At 62.4% G+C, this 16,814-nt stretch carries 13 protein-coding genes and 1 other RNA gene; 8 read left to right on the plus strand and 6 right to left on the minus strand.

The genetic code is table 11. From position 1 onward, the window contains the following. The first annotated feature begins 109 nt into the window (after nt 1–109). The 3 genes from F8C90_RS08820 (at nt 110) to ssrS (ending at nt 2,511) form a co-directional block, all read left to right on the plus strand. On the plus strand, nt 110–802 hold the full coding sequence (locus F8C90_RS08820) for a response regulator transcription factor (RefSeq protein ID WP_158050153.1): 693 nt from the start codon (nt 110–112) through the stop codon (nt 800–802). Continuing rightward, nucleotides 799–2,238: a sensor histidine kinase gene (locus tag F8C90_RS08825; RefSeq protein WP_158050154.1), complete on the plus strand. Its 1,440-nt coding sequence runs from the start codon at nt 799–801 to the stop codon at nt 2,236–2,238. The genes F8C90_RS08820 and F8C90_RS08825 overlap by 4 nt, the downstream gene beginning before the upstream one ends. Nucleotides 2,239–2,337: 99 nt before the next feature. After that, nucleotides 2,338–2,511: non-coding RNA, 6S RNA (gene ssrS, locus F8C90_RS08830), on the plus strand. A gap of 104 nt (nt 2,512–2,615) precedes the next feature. Here the strand turns inward: ssrS and pknB are convergent. The 5 genes from pknB to F8C90_RS08855 all read right to left on the minus strand — a co-directional run bounded on the left by pknB (nt 2,616) and on the right by F8C90_RS08855 (nt 10,345). Continuing rightward, complete coding sequence (gene pknB, locus F8C90_RS08835; protein WP_343030129.1) at nt 2,616–4,613, minus strand: Stk1 family PASTA domain-containing Ser/Thr kinase; 1,998 nt, start codon at nt 4,611–4,613, stop codon at nt 2,616–2,618. Between the two features lie 73 nt (nt 4,614–4,686). Next, nucleotides 4,687–7,503, minus strand: coding sequence for an FtsW/RodA/SpoVE family cell cycle protein (locus F8C90_RS08840; protein WP_158050155.1), 2,817 nt, complete (start codon nt 7,501–7,503; stop codon nt 4,687–4,689). After that, nucleotides 7,500–8,819, minus strand: a complete 1,320-nt coding sequence (locus tag F8C90_RS08845; protein ID WP_158050156.1) for a Stp1/IreP family PP2C-type Ser/Thr phosphatase — start codon at nt 8,817–8,819, stop codon at nt 7,500–7,502. Before F8C90_RS08845 ends, F8C90_RS08840 begins: the two co-directional genes overlap by 4 nt. Continuing rightward, nucleotides 8,819–9,232 carry an FHA domain-containing protein gene (locus tag F8C90_RS08850; RefSeq protein WP_158050157.1) on the minus strand — a complete coding sequence of 138 codons (414 nt, stop codon included), beginning with the start codon at nt 9,230–9,232 and terminating at the stop codon, nt 8,819–8,821. The genes F8C90_RS08845 and F8C90_RS08850 overlap by 1 nt, the downstream gene beginning before the upstream one ends. Before the next feature lie 15 nt (nt 9,233–9,247). Beyond that, nucleotides 9,248–10,345 (minus strand): FHA domain-containing protein, encoded by a 1,098-nt coding sequence (locus F8C90_RS08855; protein WP_343030130.1) that lies wholly within the window; start codon nt 10,343–10,345, stop codon nt 9,248–9,250. A gap of 321 nt (nt 10,346–10,666) precedes the next feature. Here F8C90_RS08855 and F8C90_RS08860 point away from each other — a divergent pair, with 321 nt between their 5' ends. From F8C90_RS08860 to F8C90_RS08875, 4 genes are all read left to right on the plus strand, one after another. Then, entirely contained in the window at nt 10,667–11,914 is a 1,248-nt protein-coding gene (locus tag F8C90_RS08860) for an isochorismate synthase (protein WP_158050158.1), read from the plus strand. A 287-nt stretch (nt 11,915–12,201) separates the two neighbouring features. Beyond that, nucleotides 12,202–13,242 (plus strand): FecCD family ABC transporter permease, encoded by a 1,041-nt coding sequence (locus F8C90_RS08865; RefSeq protein ID WP_246155873.1) that lies wholly within the window; start codon nt 12,202–12,204, stop codon nt 13,240–13,242. Further along, nucleotides 13,239–14,024, plus strand: a complete 786-nt coding sequence (locus tag F8C90_RS08870) for an ABC transporter ATP-binding protein (RefSeq protein ID WP_158050159.1) — start codon at nt 13,239–13,241, stop codon at nt 14,022–14,024. The genes F8C90_RS08865 and F8C90_RS08870 overlap by 4 nt, the downstream gene beginning before the upstream one ends. 16 nt (nt 14,025–14,040) lie before the next feature. Continuing rightward, the gene (locus tag F8C90_RS08875) at nt 14,041–15,180 is read left to right on the plus strand and encodes an ABC transporter substrate-binding protein (protein WP_158050160.1); all 1,140 of its coding nucleotides are present in this window, start codon (nt 14,041–14,043) and stop codon (nt 15,178–15,180) included. Nucleotides 15,181–15,352: 172 nt separating this feature from the next. On the opposite strand, the gene F8C90_RS08880 is transcribed toward F8C90_RS08875, so the two are convergent. Then, nucleotides 15,353–15,964 carry a nucleoside-triphosphatase gene (locus F8C90_RS08880; protein WP_158050161.1) on the minus strand — a complete coding sequence of 204 codons (612 nt, stop codon included), beginning with the start codon at nt 15,962–15,964 and terminating at the stop codon, nt 15,353–15,355. 147 nt (nt 15,965–16,111) lie between these two features. Between F8C90_RS08880 and F8C90_RS08885 the strand changes: the two genes are divergently transcribed. Further along, the coding region (locus tag F8C90_RS08885; protein WP_246155874.1) for a thiamine pyrophosphate-binding protein at nt 16,112–16,814 on the plus strand (703 nt) is incomplete at its 3' end.

A 16,814-nucleotide genomic window follows, 5' to 3' on the forward strand; every position in this document is an offset into this window, starting at 1 on the left:
CCATGACAAAGCTTCAACGCGCGCTTGACGCATTGGCGAGATGATAGCTACACGTTGAAAAGGCAATATGGTGTGCGCCAGCGCGCGGGCCGTTGGACAGGATGCGCGAATGATTTACTACGTCGAAGATGATACAAATATTAGAGACCTTACCGTTTACGCCCTCAAGCAGGCAGGGTTCGAGGCTGCTGGGTTCACGTGCGGTCGCGATTTCTTCGAGGCTTGCGACGAGAAGGCGCCCGACTTGGTGTTGCTCGACATCATGCTTCCCGAAATGGACGGTCTTGAGATTCTCCGCGAGTTGCGCAGTCTGCCGTCGACGAAGAACATCCCTGTTATGATGCTCACAGCGAAAGGCACCGAATTCGACAAGGTGTGCGGGCTCGATGCAGGCGCCGACGATTACCTGGCGAAGCCGTTCGGCATGATGGAGCTGGTATCTCGCGTGAACGCGCTGCTGCGTCGCGCGCAGGCACCGGCTGTGAGCGCCGACGACACGCTCGTTAACGGGCCGATTGAGCTGGTCTCGTCTGCCCATACGGTGAGCGTCGGGGGAACCCCCGTAGCGCTGACGCTCAAGGAGTTCGACCTGCTGCGCGCGCTGATGCGCAGCGAGGGCAGAGTGCTTTCGCGCGGCAGATTACTCGAGGACGTGTGGGGAGTGACTTACGTGGGCGAAACGCGCACGGTCGATGTGCATATTCAAACGCTGAGGCAGAAGCTCAACGCGGCATCTTCGGGTGCTGACGAGCTCATCCGCACCGTTCGCGGCGTCGGATACACGATGAAGGGCGCATCGTGAGCCCGACCCACAACAACGTGAAAAGCCTATCGAACCGCATCTTCCGCAGCGTGCTCACCTTCACGCTGATTGTCCTGTTCGTCTTCGGCACCGTCATGTCGGCGATCTTCTACACCACCTACGAGCGCGATGCGGAAGAGGACCTTTCCTCTGCAGCGCAAAATATCGCAACATCGCTGGGCGACCTCGACTCGCAGGCGTGCGAGCAGGCCCTTTCGCAGCAGTTTTCCGATGCCTTCCGCTATACGCTTATCGATACGGATGGCGCGGTGCTCTACGACAGCGTGGCCGATGCTTCGACGATGGAAAACCACGCCGACCGCCCCGAGGTGCGCGAAGCCGACGAGCGTGGGCGCGGAGAGGTGTCCCGCTACTCGAGCACGCTTGGCACCGTGACGCTGTATTCTGCGGTGAAGCTCCAGAACGGGGACGTCGTGCGCCTGTCCGAGACGCGCGAGTCGCTGGTCGCGTTCTTCGGCGGCATGATGGGACCGATTGCGCTCACGCTTCTCGTGGCGATTATGCTCGTATTCCTGCTGTCGCAGCGGCTGACGTCTCGCATTATGCAGCCGATTGACGCGCTTGACTTCGCCAATCCGCTCGAGAACGAGATTTACGAGGAGATGGACCCGCTGCTCGAGCGAATCGACGACCAGCAGCGGCAGCTTCGCGAGCAGAACAAAGACCTCGCGCGCGCCGAGACGATGCGCCGCGACTTCTCGAGCAACGTGAGCCACGAGATGAAGACGCCGCTTCAGGTAATCTCGGGGTATGCCGAGCTCATGAGAAACGACATGGTCGATCCCGCCGACCGCCAGAAGTTCGCGGGGCTCATCTACGACGAGGCGCAATCGATGCGAGCGCTGATTGACGAGGTGCTGACGCTCTCGCGGCTTGATGAGACGTCCTTCGATGGCGAGTCGGCGACGCTTATCGATATGCTGGAAGCCTCCAAGCGCGTGGTGGGGCGACTATCGAGCTTTGCCCACGACCGCGGCGTGTCGGTTGAGGTGAGCGGAGACTCCGCGTGCATCGCCGGCTCCGAGACGCTGGTCGAGGAGATGCTGTATAACCTGGTAGAGAATGGGATTCGCTACAACCATGAAGGTGGAAGTGTGAGCGTTTCGGTTCGGCTGGAGCTTCCCACTTCGGCGGAGCAGGCCGACGATATCCGTGCGCTGCCTGCGGGGGAGCGCGGCCGCATGCGAGCGGTTGTGCGCGTGAGCGACACTGGCCCGGGCATCCCAGAAGACAAGCAGGAGAAGATCTTCGAGCGCTTCTATCGCTTGGAGAAAAGTCGTTCGAAGGAGACCGGCGGCACGGGACTTGGGCTTGCGATTGTGAAGCATGCCGTGATGTACCACAAGGGCAGCGTTCGCGTGGAAAGCGAAGAGGGTAAGGGCACCGTGTTCATCCTGAGGATACCTACGGCCTAGATTGAGGTGCCTTGAAACGGCACGCTCTTTCTTCATCAAACTATGGAACCCGCGCCATGTCAAGACTTTAATTGAGCGCCATCGTCCTTATACTGAAGGTAGGTTCCGCTCCCGCAGTCATACATGCGGTGGACCGACGTTTTATATGCAGGGAGCTCAAGATAGCCTGTGGAACGGAGATTCGCGTCCGTTGATGCGAAAGCCGGAAAGCTGGCTGCGAGCACCCACCTTTCGAGGTGGGTTCACCCTGGACTTGTCGGGGGCGGAGCTTTTTTGCGCTCTAGGGGCTGTTGCCCGGTTTGGCGCGTGCCCATAGAGAGTTAGTTTCTCAGCCTTGAACGAGAAAGGGCCCCGCAGTGCGAGGCCCTTTGCTGATTCTAATTGTTGCCGTTCGATTGGCTTCCCGATCCGCCATTGCCGGATCCGCCGTTTGACGAGCCGCCCGAAGAAGAGGGGCCGGTCGAGATGACCAGGTGCACCGTCTTGCCCGGCTCGAGCGAACTTCCGCCGTCGGGGGTTTGGCTGATGACGTTGCCTTGCTTGACCGAATCGCTGCTCTGGTACTCGGTGGATACCCTGAACCCAGCGTTGTCGAGCGTGGTTTGCGCGCTGCCCTCGGATTTGCCGACCACATTGGGCACCTCGGAGGACTTCTTGCCGGAGCTCACCGTGATGGAGACGGTGCTGCCCTTCTCGAGGCTCTCGTCGGAAGTGGGCGACTGGCGAATGACATTGCCCTGCTTGACGTCGGAGCTTGCCTCCTCGGAAACAGACACCTCGAAGCCGGCGTTCTTCAGCGCGGCCATCGCATCGCTTTGCGACTTACCGACCACGTTGGGCACCGCGACCTTTTCGGAACCGAGCGAGAGCACATAGGTGATAACGGAGCCCTTCGCTGCCTTGTCGCCCGCCTTCAAATCCTGAGAGGAGATCTTGCCCTTCTCGACTTTGTCGTCGTAGGCAGGCGTGCCCGCCTTCATGGTGAGGCCCACCTTGTCGCAGAGCTGTTGTGCCTCGTCAGGCGTCTTGTTCGTCAAATCGGGCACAGTGACCTGCTCGGTGCCTTGCGAGATGTTCAGGTTGATCTTCGTTCCCGCGGGCTTTTTCGTTCCCGCTGCGGGATCTTGGCTCACAACGCTGCCCGCCGCGACGCTGTCGTCGTGCACGGCGTTGGTGGTGCCCACTTCGAAGCCAGCCTTCTCGATGATGGTCGTGGCCTCCTCGAGCGTCTTGCCCTTCACGTCGGGTACGGGGTCGCCCGACGCGAAGATGCCGGAGAAGACGAGCGCGGCGATGGCGATGACGGCGATGGCTGCCACGATGGCCACGATGAGCCCCGTCTTCTTGCCGCCCTTGTTCTCGGGCATGTTCGGAGTGTTGGCTCCGTGATAGTTGGTCTGGCCGCTGTGGGTTACGGGCTTCACGGGCTGAGGCATGACCATCGTGCTGTCGGCACCCGCTGCACCGCCCTCGATGGGGCTCATCACGCGGGTCTGCGCGCTCGTGAAACCGCCCGGCACCGCGGCGCCCGCAAGTTTCACGGGGCGGCCTGCCAAGAAGTCGTTCAGCGCGAGGCGCATGTCGTTCGCGGTGGCGAAGCGGTCCGCGGGGTTTTTCTGCATGGCCTTCACGATGATGCTCTCAAGGCCCGGGTCGATGTCAGGGTTGAAGTCGGAGGGCAGCGGCGGCTCCTCGTTGACCTGTTTCATGGCGACGCTGATGGCGTCGGGGCCGTCGAAGGGAAGCTTGCCCGTCGCAGCCTCGAAGAGCACTATGCCAAGCGAATAGATGTCGCTTGCGGCGGTGAGCTCCTTGCCCTGCGCCTGCTCGGGCGAGATATAGTGCGCCGTTCCGAGAACGGTGGACGTCTTGGCGTTCACCGAGTTCTTTGCGCGCGCGATGCCGAAGTCCATCACCTTCACGTTGCCATCAGGCTGGACCATGATGTTTTGCGGCTTGATGTCGCGGTGGATAATGTCCTGGTTATGGGCGACAGAAAGCGCCTGGCATACCTGCGAGCCGATTTCGGCGACCTTGCGCTGGTTGAGCGCACCGCGCTGCACGATGCCGGTCTTGAGGTCGGTGCCGCGGATGTACTCCATGACGATGAAGTACGTGCCGTCGTCTTGGCCCCAGTCGTAAACGTTCACGATGTAGGGGCTTTGCAAGTTGGCAGCAGACGCGGCCTCCTGGCGGAAGCGCTGCGCGAATGCGGCGTCCGATGCGTATTGGGGCAGCATCACCTTTACGGCAACGCGGCGCCCGAGGACGTTGTCCTGAGCCTGGTACACCTCGGCCATGCCGCCGATCCCGATGCGCTCGGTGATCTGGTACCTGTTGTTGAAGATTCTGCCTGTCATCGCTGCGCTAGACACGTTTGCTCCTTAAACTTCCCTGCTGTGCTGCGTTTTTGTTTCGTTTTATGCCGGTTCGCATTAGCATACCAAATTATAAATCGCCTTGTACTTCCAACGCCGTTTTCATCACATCTCGAGCCTTGCTGGCGGCGTACTCGCTGGATTGCCCCTTCTCGATCACGATTGCCACGACGACGTTGCAATTCTCCGATGGCGCCATGCCGACAAACCACACGTCGTTGTAGCCGTCGTGCTCGGCGGTGCCTGTCTTGCCCGCTACGGTCACGCCGTTGATTTGGGCGGAAGTGCCGGTGCCGTTGTTCACGACGCCCTCGAGCACAGTGCGCACGCGGCTTGCCGTGTCGGCGCTCACTGCTTGCGAGAGCTTCTTCGGGGTGGCCGTGTAGCTGCGCTTGCCGTCGGCGTTGTAGATGCCGTCGACCAAGTAGGGCTGCATGATCGCGCCGTCGTTGGCGATACCGCAACCGGCGAGTGCCATCTCGAGCACGGTGGCCTGGGGGCCTGCGGGGCTCGGGTGGTTGGTCGTCTTGCTCTCGCCGACGGGCTCGCCCGCCGCTGCCCAGGCGGTCTCCCACGTGGTCATGTCCTTCGCGTCGGGCATGACCGAGGTCGCGAGGGGCAGATCGAAATCGATGTCCATGTTAAAGCCGAAGAGCTTCGCGTAGTTCACGAGGTTCTCCGCGCCGATCTGCGCGCCGAGCTGGCCGAAGACGACGTTGGAGGAAAGTTCGGTCGCGCGTGCGAGCGAAATCGTGCCGTAGTTGTGCTTCTCGAAGTTGGTGACGGCGGCGTTGCCGATGTCCATCGACGAGGGCGACTCGAACATGGTGGTCTCGGTGGCGATGCCTTCCTGTAGCGCGCAGGCGAGCGAGATGATCTTAAACGTGGAGCCTGGCGCGTAAAGCGCCTGCGTCGCACGGTTATACAGCTCGCTCGAGCTTGTGGAATTCGCTCCCGAGCTTGCGGCGTCGGCGATCACCTGGTCGATGTCGGCGGCGTCGTAAGTCGGGGCCGAGGCCATCGCGAGCACGGCGCCCGTCTTCGGGTCCATGACCACGCAGGCGCCCGAGTCGTTGGCCAGCGCGTCTTGCGCCGCCTGCTGGATCTGCGAGTTGATGGAGAGCGTGACGTCGTTGCCGGGGGTGCCTACGCCCGAAAGCGAGTTCACGACATCGGTGATCGACGCGAAGTTCTTCTCGCCCTTGAGCGTATCGTTGTAGCTGGCCTCGATGCCGCTCGTTCCGTACTTCGACGAGGTGTAGCCCACCACGTGACTTGCGAGATCGCCCGCTGGGTAGACGCGCGAGTATGTGCCGTCGTCGTTCTTGACGCTCTGCGCGAGGATGGCCCCATCGTAGGTGGAGATGGTGCCGCGCTCTGTCTTCGACTCGCGTGCCATGGTGTGGTTGTTCGCTGCCATGTTCTGGTAGTCGCTTGCTTGCACGACCATGATCAGCGTGAGATTCGCCACGAGCGCCGCGAACATGAGCGAGAACACGATCATGGTGTGCGTGAGGCGCTTGCCGAGCGAGACGCGCCCGAGCACGCTGTTCGCGCTGATGATGGTCGTGGTGTTCATGATCTCGGAGGACGAGCCCGTGCCCTCGTCGCCGCAGCGCAGGAGGAATCCGACAATAATGAACGCGGCGAGCAGAGACGAGCCGCCCTGGCTGACGAAGGGGAGCGTGATGCCGGTGAGGGGGATGAGCCTGGTGACGCCGCCGACGATGATGAACGCCTGGAGCACGATGATCGAGGTGAGACCTGCGCCGATAAGCGAGCTCACGTCCGATTTCGCGCGCGCTGCGGTCACGAAGCCGCGAATCGCGAAGCACAGGTACAAAAGCAGCAAGCCTGCTGCGCCCAGAAGCCCTGTCTCCTCGCCGATGGCCGCGAAGATGAAGTCGCTTTCCACGACTGGGATGCGGGTGATGCCGTTGCCGCCGCCTGCCATGCCGCGCCCGATTCCCGTGCCGAACAGGTCGCCGTCGGCAAGCGAATAGATGGTCTGCACGAGCTGGTAGCCGGTGTTCTGTGCGTCGGCGAAGGGGTTAAGCCAGGTGGCGACACGCGTCTGCACGTGGTCGAAGGCGAAGTAGGCTCCTACGCCGCCGATGGCAACGAGGCCCAGGCCGATGACCAGGTAGAACTTCTTTCCCGTGGCAACGTAGAGCATGACCAGGAACACGAGGAAGAAGACGAGCGCGCTGCCGAGGTCCTTCTCGAACACGACGATGAGCATTGCCACGCCCCACATGAGGAGCAGCGGCAGGAGCGTGCGGATGTCGGGCAAGCGGAACGGGCCCACATGCCAGGTGAACACCGAGAGCATCTCGCGGTTCTGCGCAAGGTAGCCGGCCAGGAAGAGCACGATAATGATCTTCGCGATCTCGCCTGGTTGGAAGGAGAATCCGCCTACATGCAGCCAGATGCGGCTGCCGTAGATTTCCTGGCCGATGCCGGGGATCATCGGCGAGAGCAAAAGGATGACGCCGACGATGGCGAGCGTGTACTTGTAGTTGGCGAGCCGGTCGGGGTTGCGCAAAAACACCATGACCGCAATCATGAGCACGACGCCCAAGAACAGCCAGACGACCTGGTTGATGGCCATGTTGGGGCTGTCGGAGAAGGGCGCTACGCGCGTGATGAAGGCGATGCCGATGCCTGAGAGCGCGAACGAGATAGGCAGGATGGCGGGGTCGGCTTCGGGGGCAAGTATGCGCGTGGCGATATGCGCCACGATGAAGGCGCCGAAGATGCCGACCGGGACGCCGAGGGTTTGCATGTTGAGCGCTTGTCCCTCGTTGATTGCGAGCATCGCGAACATCAAGATGACGAGCGGCGACGCGATGAGCAGCAAGATGAGCTCTATGTTGCGCCTCGTCATGCGGCATCACCGCTTCCCGATGTGCTGGGGGATGTGTCGTCGTTTTGCGTCTTCTCGCTGGAGGCGGTGCTTGCGGTGGCGGAAGCGCTTTGCCCCGAGGCTTTCGAGTCGTCGGATTGCGCCTCGTCGTGCGTGCGGTCCCGCTCGTCCTCGGTCTGCTTCTTGTTCAAGACTTCCTGCTCGTATTCGGCGACGAGGCTTTCGGCAGCCTCGACGTTGTCGCAGGTGATGGAGTTCTCCGTCAAGCGATTGGCAAGACCCGGCTGCAGGTCGTCCACGTTGATGTCGGTCGTCTTCTCGAGCGTTGAGAAGCTCATTCCCGCGAACTCGCCGGGAACCCCGCGGTAAATGGCGACCTTCCCCTGGTCGACGCCGAGGTATGCCGCGGTGCTGACCCAGTAGTTCAGCCCGTATGCCGCACCGCCCACGATCGCCGCGAGGAGGATGAGGACGAACGCAATGGTAATCTTCGTTTTGCGCGCCACTTTGCGACGGCGTTTCTCAGCGAAGCCCTTCACGTCGACCACGATGACGGTCACGTTGTCGTGGCCGCCGGCGGCGATTGCTTCGTTTACCAGCTGTGATGCGCAGCGCTGCGGATCGGAGACGCGATTTAAGATTGCCTCGATGTCCTGGTCGAGCACCATGCCTGAAAGCCCGTCCGAGCACAAAAGCAGACGATCGCCCGCGTCGACGTTGATCTCGTAGAGGTCGGCCACGGTGCGCGGGTCGCTGCCGAGCGCGCGCGTGATGACCGAGCGCTGCGGATGGACGCGCGCCTCTTCGGGGGTGAGCTGCCCGGCTTCGATAAGGTCGGCCATGAGCGAGTGGTCGCGCGTGAGCTGCTGGATCTTTCCCTTGTGGAGCAGATATGCTCGCGAGTCGCCTACCTGCGCGATGACGAGGCGCTCTCCTTCGAGCATCGCGGCGGTGCAGGTGGTGCCCATGCCCTCGCGACCGCGCCCTTCATGCGCCGCCTTCAGGATCGCGTGGTTCGCGGCCTGGACGGCGCGCCCGAGCTCGTTCGCATCGGGATGCTCCGGCGCCCGCTCGGCGATGACGTTGACGGCGATTTCGGATGCAACCTCGCCTGCGGCGTGGCCGCCCATGCCGTCTGCCACCACGAACAGCGGCGGCGCCACGACGAGCGAGTCCTCGTTGTGATCGCGCACGCAGCCGACGTCGGTTCTGCTGCCGAACGTCGCCGAAGAAGCTCGACGCCCGCGCCCGCTCGGGCGGTGCCCCCTCGAGGGGCGTTCCCCGCGCGCTGCGCGATGCGGGTCGTGATTGAGTGATTGTTCGTTCTGAGCTGGCATTATGCGAACCTAACGCGGATGGCGACGTCGCCGATGTTCACGACGTCGTTGTTCTTCAGGGCTACGGGCCCGGCGATGAGCTTGCCGTTGACTGCGGTTCCGTTGGTGGAGCCGAGGTCTTCGATGAACAGGTTCTGCCCCATGGGATTAAAGCATGCGTGACGTGCGGAAACGTACCCGGCTCCGATCACGATGTCGGCGCCAGGCGTGCGGCCGACCACAACCGGCCCGCGCACTGCGATGGAGACACCGCGAAGCTCCTTCGGGCCGCGTTCGATCGACAGGTTCCACGAGCGCTCCTTCTTGCGCTGTCCGCGGACGAGTCCCACGCCGGTTTTCATGATGGCGAACAGGAACAGGTACAGAAGCGCCACGAACAGCAGGCGCGCGATGAGCAATACGGTGTCGATCACGATGTGCCTTTCGCGTTATCCGATCACGAATTGAAGGTTGGTGGTTCCCATGACGATGCGCTCGCCGCCCTGCAGTACCTGCGAGGTGATCTGGCGGCCGTTCACGAGCGTGCCGTTCGTGGAGCCGAGGTCGGTGAGAACCCATACGCCCGGCTGCTCGAAGCGCAGCTCGGCGTGCGTGCGGCTTGCGTTGATATCGGGGATAACGATGTCGCAGTTGGACTCGCGTCCGATGAGCTGGCGCGCGGAGGAAAGCGGGAACGTCTTGCCGTGCGTTGTGTCGATGAGAGCGGCGCCGCCTTGCTGGGCGCGGGGCTGCTCGCGATGCGCCGTCTCCGGGAAGACCATGGTCTGGGGTGCTCCCTGCGCTGCGGCACCCGCGATTGCGGCGCCTGCGCCGGCGAAGGATTCCCCTCGGTTCATCGGGGGTTCTGCCCAGCTGGGTTCTTCCTGCGACTCGAAGGGCTGGTCGTCGTCGTAGTCGTCGTAATCGTCGTAGCCGTCATAGCCATCGTAATCGTCGTAGTCGGAATAGCCGTCGCCTTCGGCGTAGTCGTCGTATGCGGGCTGATCGTAGCCGCCGGCGTACGGGGCGGCCTGCGGCTGAGGGGCATATCCGCCAGCGGGGGCGCCGTAGCGGTTGGCCGCCGGCGCGGCGCCGATGCCGTAGCGCGCCATCTCCTCGGCGCGGAGCTGCGCGATAAGGGGCGCGGCGACGGGCTCTGCTACCACGTCGAACTTGCCGTGGCGAAGGCCCTCGTCGACGATGAAGCGCACGAGCGGCTGTCCGTCCATGAGGAGTCCCTCTTCGGCCGCCTTTGCGGAAAGATAGGTCTCGGTCTCGCCCGCGAGGGTGGGGTAGTAGCCGAACAGGCGCTCGTCATCGTCGGCGTTCACAAGCACGGTGTAGAGCGTCGGAGCGTATTGCTTTCCCGCGCCGACCATCTTGTTGCGGCGCATCTGCTTTTCCGCCTTCTTGGCAATCTGCACGGGCGACAACGGCGAGTTCGCCATTTTGTCGGCTGCGCCCTCGAACGTGTCTTCCATTTTGCCTTCGAATTTGGACAGGAAGCCCATCTCATCTCCTTCGCGCGGTGTTTTCGAAGTCTCCATGTTGCCACAAAGCGGGCAAGAGGGCTCAAGCTTTACCGAATTGTCATTTAATCAGCGGATTCGCGTCGGGAAAACGCAGGGGAACGGGAGGTGACGGGAAGGGCGCGGGGGCGGGCGAGCGGGGGCACGAGGCAATCGCTCGACCCCCGTCTTGCTCGAGCGGTGTGGGCGGGGTACGCGGGCGGGCGATCAGGGGCGGGCCAGACCGCGTTCCGCCCCCGTTCCGCCCGCGCTTTCGGTATCCTCGCTTCGCGCATGCTGTGGCACGGGCGCGCGGTATCGATATAATTGGCGGCAACAAGTTTCCCGAAAGGATTGTTCATGACGCGCATCTACTCGTATTCCCAGCCCATCGATTCCGACATCGTCGACGGGTTCTGCCTTTTGCAGAAAGGGTTCACCGACCAGTTCGTCTACTACGACAAGCAAAGCGCGAACCGCTACATGGGCTTGGGGCGCTGCATCGCGTTACCGCAGATGGAAGGTGTGGAATACGAAATCGAGGGGCCCATCGACCAGCCGCCCGTGTTCTTCTCGTTCAATCGCTTCGACGCGGAGAACCCCAAGGCGACTGATGAGCTCTTCGAAGCGTTCCCGCGCCTTAAGTTCATGCTGCCTGAAGTGGTGCTTGTGGAAAACGAGCGCGGGCGCATGCTGCAAGTGAACAGCCTCTCTCCCGTGTATCCGGGCCGCATCGCGCGTTTCGCGCGCCAGGTGGCAGGCGCCCCGCGTCGCGAGCGCGTGACAGTTCCGTTCACGTTGGAGCGCGATTCGCGCGAGCAGTGGCGGGCGGAAGTGGATGCTGCGCTTTCGGCGATTCGCTCAGGGCGCGTTGATAAGGTGGTTCTCTCGCGCAGGCAGAGGCTTCTTGCCGAGCACCCGTTCTCTTCGAAGGACCTGCTGGTCAACTTGATAGACGGCGACGCGCGCGGCACGGTGCTGCTCTACCGTTACGCCGACGTGTTCTTCTGCGGCTGCACGCCCGAGCTGCTCGTTCGCAAGCGCGGTCAGCAGCTTGAGAGCATGTGCCTGGCGGGGACGTGCCCCGCTTCCGAGGACCCTGATCGCGCTCGCGAGCTGGCAAGCGAGCTTATGGCGGACGAGAAGAACCGCGCTGAGCACGAGCACGTCGTCCACTTCATGCGCGAGGTTCTGGGGCGCATCTGCCATGACGTGCGCATTCCGCGCGAGCCGCAGATCCTCTCGCTGCGTCACGTGCAGCACCTCCACACCCCGGTGAGCGCGAAGGTGCTCGAGGGCGTGAACCTGCCCGAGCTCGTGGGCGATCTGCACCCCACGCCTGCGGTAGCGGGCACGCCCGTCGGCGAGGCGAAGATGCTCATCCGCCAGATCGAGTCGTACAACCGCGGGTTCTTCGCCGGCGCGTGCGGCTACATCGACGGTGCAGGTGACGGTGCATTTTCGGTCGGTCTTCGCACGGGCGTTTTCGATGGGGAAGGCGGCTGGGTGTACGCCGGGTGCGGTATCGTCGAGGGCAGCGTGGCCGACGACGAGTTCGACGAGATCGACATGAAGCTCAAGACCATCTTAAGTGCGTTCGGAGAATAGGTGCCGCGCGGCCTGCGTCCAGCGGGCATCACGGGATCGGCTGCATGCGCAGGTGAAGACCGAATGCAGGCGACCTTGTGGCGAGGACGTGCCTGTGCGCGTCAATAATTATCTAAATAATAGAATAGCCCATTATCCGAATAATCAACGCAGCGCAATCTCGTTCTCCACTTGGGAATCTTCCTCGTTGCGCATCTCATAACCATCCCTATTTCGGGATATTCCCGTTTGCGTAATTCTGCATATTCGTATATATTTCGGGAGTAGCATTATTCGAAGGGAGCGATGTGCCGAAACTCGAGGGAACAGATACGGGGAGAAGAATCTCCCTGCGCGAAGATTTCGTCATCATGGCTCTTGCCGTGATCTTGGTTGTCATCACGTCGGTCTCGCTCATGCTCGGCAAGTTCCCCATCGAGCCCCATGAGGCCATCTGCATGCTGCTTGGCCAGGTATTTCCCATCGACCAGTTTTGGACGAACCAGCAGCAGACGCTGTTCTTCAACGTTCGCCTGCCGCGCATTCTGCTCGCGCTTATGGTGGGGTGCTGCCTTGCGGCCGCAGGTGCGGCGTTCCAGGGAACCTTCCAGAACCCGCTCGTGTCGCCCGATATCCTGGGCGCGTCCCAAGGCGCGGCACTTGGAGCCGCGATTGCCATTCTTTTGGGGGCGAGCGCGTTTGCCACAAGCCTGTTCGCGTTCTGCTTCGCTATCGCGACGGTGTTTCTCGTGCTACTCATATCGAGTCGGGCGAAGGGGAACCGCATTCTTGTCGTGGTGCTCGCGGGCGTTATGGTGAGCTCGCTGTTCCAGGCGGGCGTCTCGTTCACCAAATTGATCGCAGACCCCACCGACCAGCTTCCCGCAATTACGTATTGGCTGATGGGAAGCTTAACGAGCGCTAAGATGTCCGATGTTACGCTGGTCGCTGCTCCGATGATCATCGGGTGCGTCGTGCTGTTCGCCATGCGCTGGCGCATCAACATCCTTACCATGGGCGACGACGAGGCCGCCACGATGGGTGTGAACGCCAAGCGGATGCGCGTTGTCGTTCTGCTTGCGGCCACCCTTGTCACCGCGTCGAGCGTGGCGGTGTCGGGTATGGTGGGCTGGGTCGGCCTGGTCATCCCGCATTTGTGCCGCATGCTCGTGGGCTGCGACTATCGCAAACTTTTGCCGGCGAGTATGCTCATGGGCGCGAGCTTCCTTTTGCTTGTGGATGACATCGCGCGCCTTGTGGCCACGTCCGAGATTCCCATCGGCATCCTAACCGCGTTCGTCGGCGCGCCGTTCTTCCTCTATCTCATCACGAGGGAGCGTAAGATTTGAGTATAGATATCGAACATGTGAGCTTCTCCTACGGGAAACATCAGGTGCTGCGCGACGTGAATGCGAGCATTCCGGACGGCGTGCTCGTGAACGTGCTCGGGCCCAACGGTGTGGGCAAGTCGACGTTGTTTCGCTGCATCCTGTGCCTGAACAGCGATTATGAGGGAGTCATTCGCGTAAACGGCAAGGATTTGCGCGATCTTTCGGTGCGCGAACGTGCGCGGGAGATTTCCTATATCCCCCAAACCCACGCCCCTGTGTACAACTACAAGGTGCGCGACGTCGTGCTCATGAGCACGGGCGCCGACGTGGGAATATTCGGGACGCCTGGCCGCGAGCAGGTCGAGCGGGCGGAACAAGCGCTTGAGCGCATCGGCATTGGGCATTTGGCGGACCGCATGTACACCCACATTTCCGGCGGAGAGCAGCAGCTTGTCCTGATTGCCCGCGCCCTTGCCCAGAACGCGAAGACGATCGTGATGGACGAGCCTACGAGCGCGCTCGATTACGGCAACACCGTGCGCGTACTGTCGTGCGTGAAGCAGCTTGCGCGCGAGGGTCTTTCCATCGTGCAGTCAACTCATCAGCCTGACCAGGCGTTTCTCTTTGCTGATAAGACGCTCGTGGTGTACGACGGCACCGTTGAGGCGTACGGCGACCCGAAGGATGTGATCACCGCCGAGTTGGTGGGGCGCATCTACGGTGTGGAGGTCGAGGTCAACTCACTTTATGGCGACAAGGTGCGCGTATGCGTGCCTACAAGCGAAATCAGGGAAGAATAGGATTGTAGGAGGAAGAATGGAGATGACGAAGAAGCGCGGCATCGGATTCGCAATCGCGGCGACTGCGATGGCGCTCGCGCTCGCCTTCTCGCTTGCCGGGTGTTCCGGTGGGCAGAAGGAGCCAAGCGACCAGAAAAGCGATGCGCAGGCCGAGGCGCCGGCAACGCGCACCTTCACGGACTCGCTCGGACGGGAAGTGGAGCTTCCCGCGCAGATCGACCGCGTGGCGGCTTCCGGCCCGCTCGCGCAGAACGTGCTTTTGACGATCGCTCCCGAGAAGATGGTCGGCCTTGCAACTAAAATCGCGGACGATCAGGCAAAATACCTGGGTAGCGAATATGCGTCGCTCGATGTTTTCGGTCAGATTTACGGTGGCAAGGGTGACTTCAACAAGGAAGCCGTTGCCGCAGCCGATCCGCAGGTCGTGATCGATGTGGGCGAGGCGAAAGACGGAATGAAGGATGACCTCGATACGCTGCAGGAGCAGATCGGCATTCCCGTCGTCCACATCGCGTCGTCGCTCGATTCCTACGACAAGGCTTACACGATGCTCGGCGAGCTTCTGGGTACGACCGACCGCGCGAAGGAGCTTGCGGACTACTGCAAGAAGGCCTACGACGAGACCACTTCGGTGATGGCAGGCATTCCCGAATCCGAGCGCGCGAACGTGCTTTATTGCGTGGGCGACTCCGGCCTCAACATCATCGCGAAGGGCGCTTACCAGGGAGGCGTCGTCGACATGTGCGCCAATAACGTCGGCGTCGTCGAGAAGGCGACCGGTTCGGGCACGGGCAACGAGGTCAGCTTCGAGCAGATCGCCAACTGGAACCCCGGTGTCATCCTGTTCGCCACGAACGGCAAGGATGCGGGAGACTTCTACGAGGCCGCCGGTACCGATCCGACGTGGGCTTCCCTCGAGGCTATCAAGAGCGGGTCGTACTATCAGGTACCGAAGACGCCCTACAACTGGCTGTCGAGCCCGCCGTCGGTGAACCAGGTGCTCGGCATGCAGTGGCTGCCCCGCGTGCTTTACCCGGGCAAGTTCTCCACGAGCGTGACCGACGTGGCGAAGGATTACTACAAGACGTTCTACGGTTACGACCTTACCGATGCGGACATTTCCGAGCTGATGGCTCACGCAGTTCCGACGAAGTAGGTTGCGAGCTGCTCCTTGCGAGCGGTGATGTTCGGGCCCGAGCGCTTTGCCGCCTCGGGCCCGTCTTATGTTGTGGGATAGCGCGGAACGCGAATTGCTCGCTTGGCCTGCGCGCCGGATACGCCCCGCATCTGGCGGGTCGCATGGCGGACGTGGTGGGCCGATTTTGCGTTTAGCGGGTCGCCTTGAACGCGCGGCGGATTGCCTCTTCCGCATCTTGCGTGGGACTTACGAGCGCGGGGTCGCCCCATGAGGGCGCGAACCGCTCGCGCGCCGGGTCGACGAGCACGTCGCGCACCACGATGAGCGCGTGGGGGAAGGCGGGGTTGGGACCCTCGTCGAGCAGGGCGAGCGCGCTTGTGAGCCCCTGGTTTCGTATGAGCTCGAGACGCCCGAGCTCGTCGACGACGAGCAGGCTTTGGCGTCCGTTGTGGTGGGTGCGGGCGGCGATGAGGTCGAAATGGGCATTCACCTGCACTATCGCATCGTCGGAGATTTCCCATCCCAGCTGAATCTGCGCGCTTTGGCTGTTCGGGTCGAACATTCCCTCGGCCTGCGCTAGGTCGCGCCTGCGGGCGAAGGGAATGCGCTCGCCTTGCGGCAGGAGCAGGTTGTCGATGCCGAGCTTCTCGAACCCGTTGGCGTCGCCGTGTTCTGAGGGTACCCAAACGCCGGGCGCCACGACGCCCGCGCAGGGGATGCCGTCGGCGGCGAGCTTTCGACACGTGCTCTTAAGCCAGCGCGTCTTGCCTATCTGGATATCACCTGTCAGTATGAAAAGCACGCCGGCCTCCTCGTGTTTCCTTTTGCGTCGTCGTTGGCGAAAGTATACTTCTTCAAGGTCAATCATCGGCATGCTCCGCGAAAAATGAGGTCGCGGGGCTGTTGCGTGCGGGCGCTTTCGGGCTCGGGCGAAGGAAGGTAATGCGAGATGGCAGAGACATCTTCGGTACAGCAGGCTACGGCGCTCGTCGTTTCGGCGTTTTTCGACGAGCTTGCACGTTGGGGTGTTCGCGAGGTGGTGGTGAGCCCAGGTTCGCGCTCGACGGCGCTCGCCATGTGCGCGTACGAGCTCGGCAGGCGCGAGCCCGAGCGCATGACTGTTTATGTGGACATCGACGAGCGCAGCGCCTCGTTCTTCGCGCTGGGGTTGGCGAAGGCGTCGGGTCGCCCCGTGGCGCTTGTGTGCACCTCGGGCACGGCGCTCGCGAACTACTACCCCGCGGTGCTCGAGGCTGAGACCTCGCGCGTGCCGCTGATCGTGCTTTCGGGGGACAGGCCGCCCCACCTGCAGGGACTTGGCGCACCGCAAACATGTGACCAGGTGAAAGCCTACAGCGACCACGTGCGCCGCTTCATCCAGATGCCCCTTGCGGAGGGATCGCCCCGAGCGGTCGCCTTCGCGCGCCAGGCTGCTCGCGAGCTTGTCCTGGGCGCGCTTCCCGGGGGGCGTCTCCCCCTCGAAGGCGATGCTGTCGCCTCGCGCGCGTGCTCGCGTATGGCGGGCCCCGTGCACGCGAACTTCCCCTTCGACGAGCCGCTGAAGCCCGACTTTTCCACGCCCGGGGTCTTCTCTGCCGGGCGCAGCGCGCTCGATGGCGCGGGTGGCTTGGTGGGGGCGGCGGGCGCTGTCG

It is taken from the genome of Ellagibacter isourolithinifaciens, from assembly GCF_008831035.1.
GTDB classification, from domain to species: Bacteria; Actinomycetota; Coriobacteriia; order Coriobacteriales; family Eggerthellaceae; genus Ellagibacter; species Ellagibacter isourolithinifaciens.

Coding starts and splice junctions, on each gene's coding strand:
- F8C90_RS08845 (WP_158050156.1), bottom strand. CDS start 8,819: ATGCCAGCTCAGAACGAACAATCACTCAATCACGACCCGCATCGCGCA.
- F8C90_RS08860 (WP_158050158.1), top strand. CDS start 10,667: ATGACGCGCATCTACTCGTATTCCCAGCCCATCGATTCCGACATCGTC.
- F8C90_RS08840 (WP_158050155.1), bottom strand. CDS start 7,503: ATGACGAGGCGCAACATAGAGCTCATCTTGCTGCTCATCGCGTCGCCG.
- F8C90_RS08855 (WP_343030130.1), bottom strand. CDS start 10,345: ATGGAGACTTCGAAAACACCGCGCGAAGGAGATGAGATGGGCTTCCTG.
- F8C90_RS08875 (WP_158050160.1), top strand. CDS start 14,041: ATGGAGATGACGAAGAAGCGCGGCATCGGATTCGCAATCGCGGCGACT.
- F8C90_RS08820 (WP_158050153.1), top strand. CDS start 110: ATGATTTACTACGTCGAAGATGATACAAATATTAGAGACCTTACCGTT.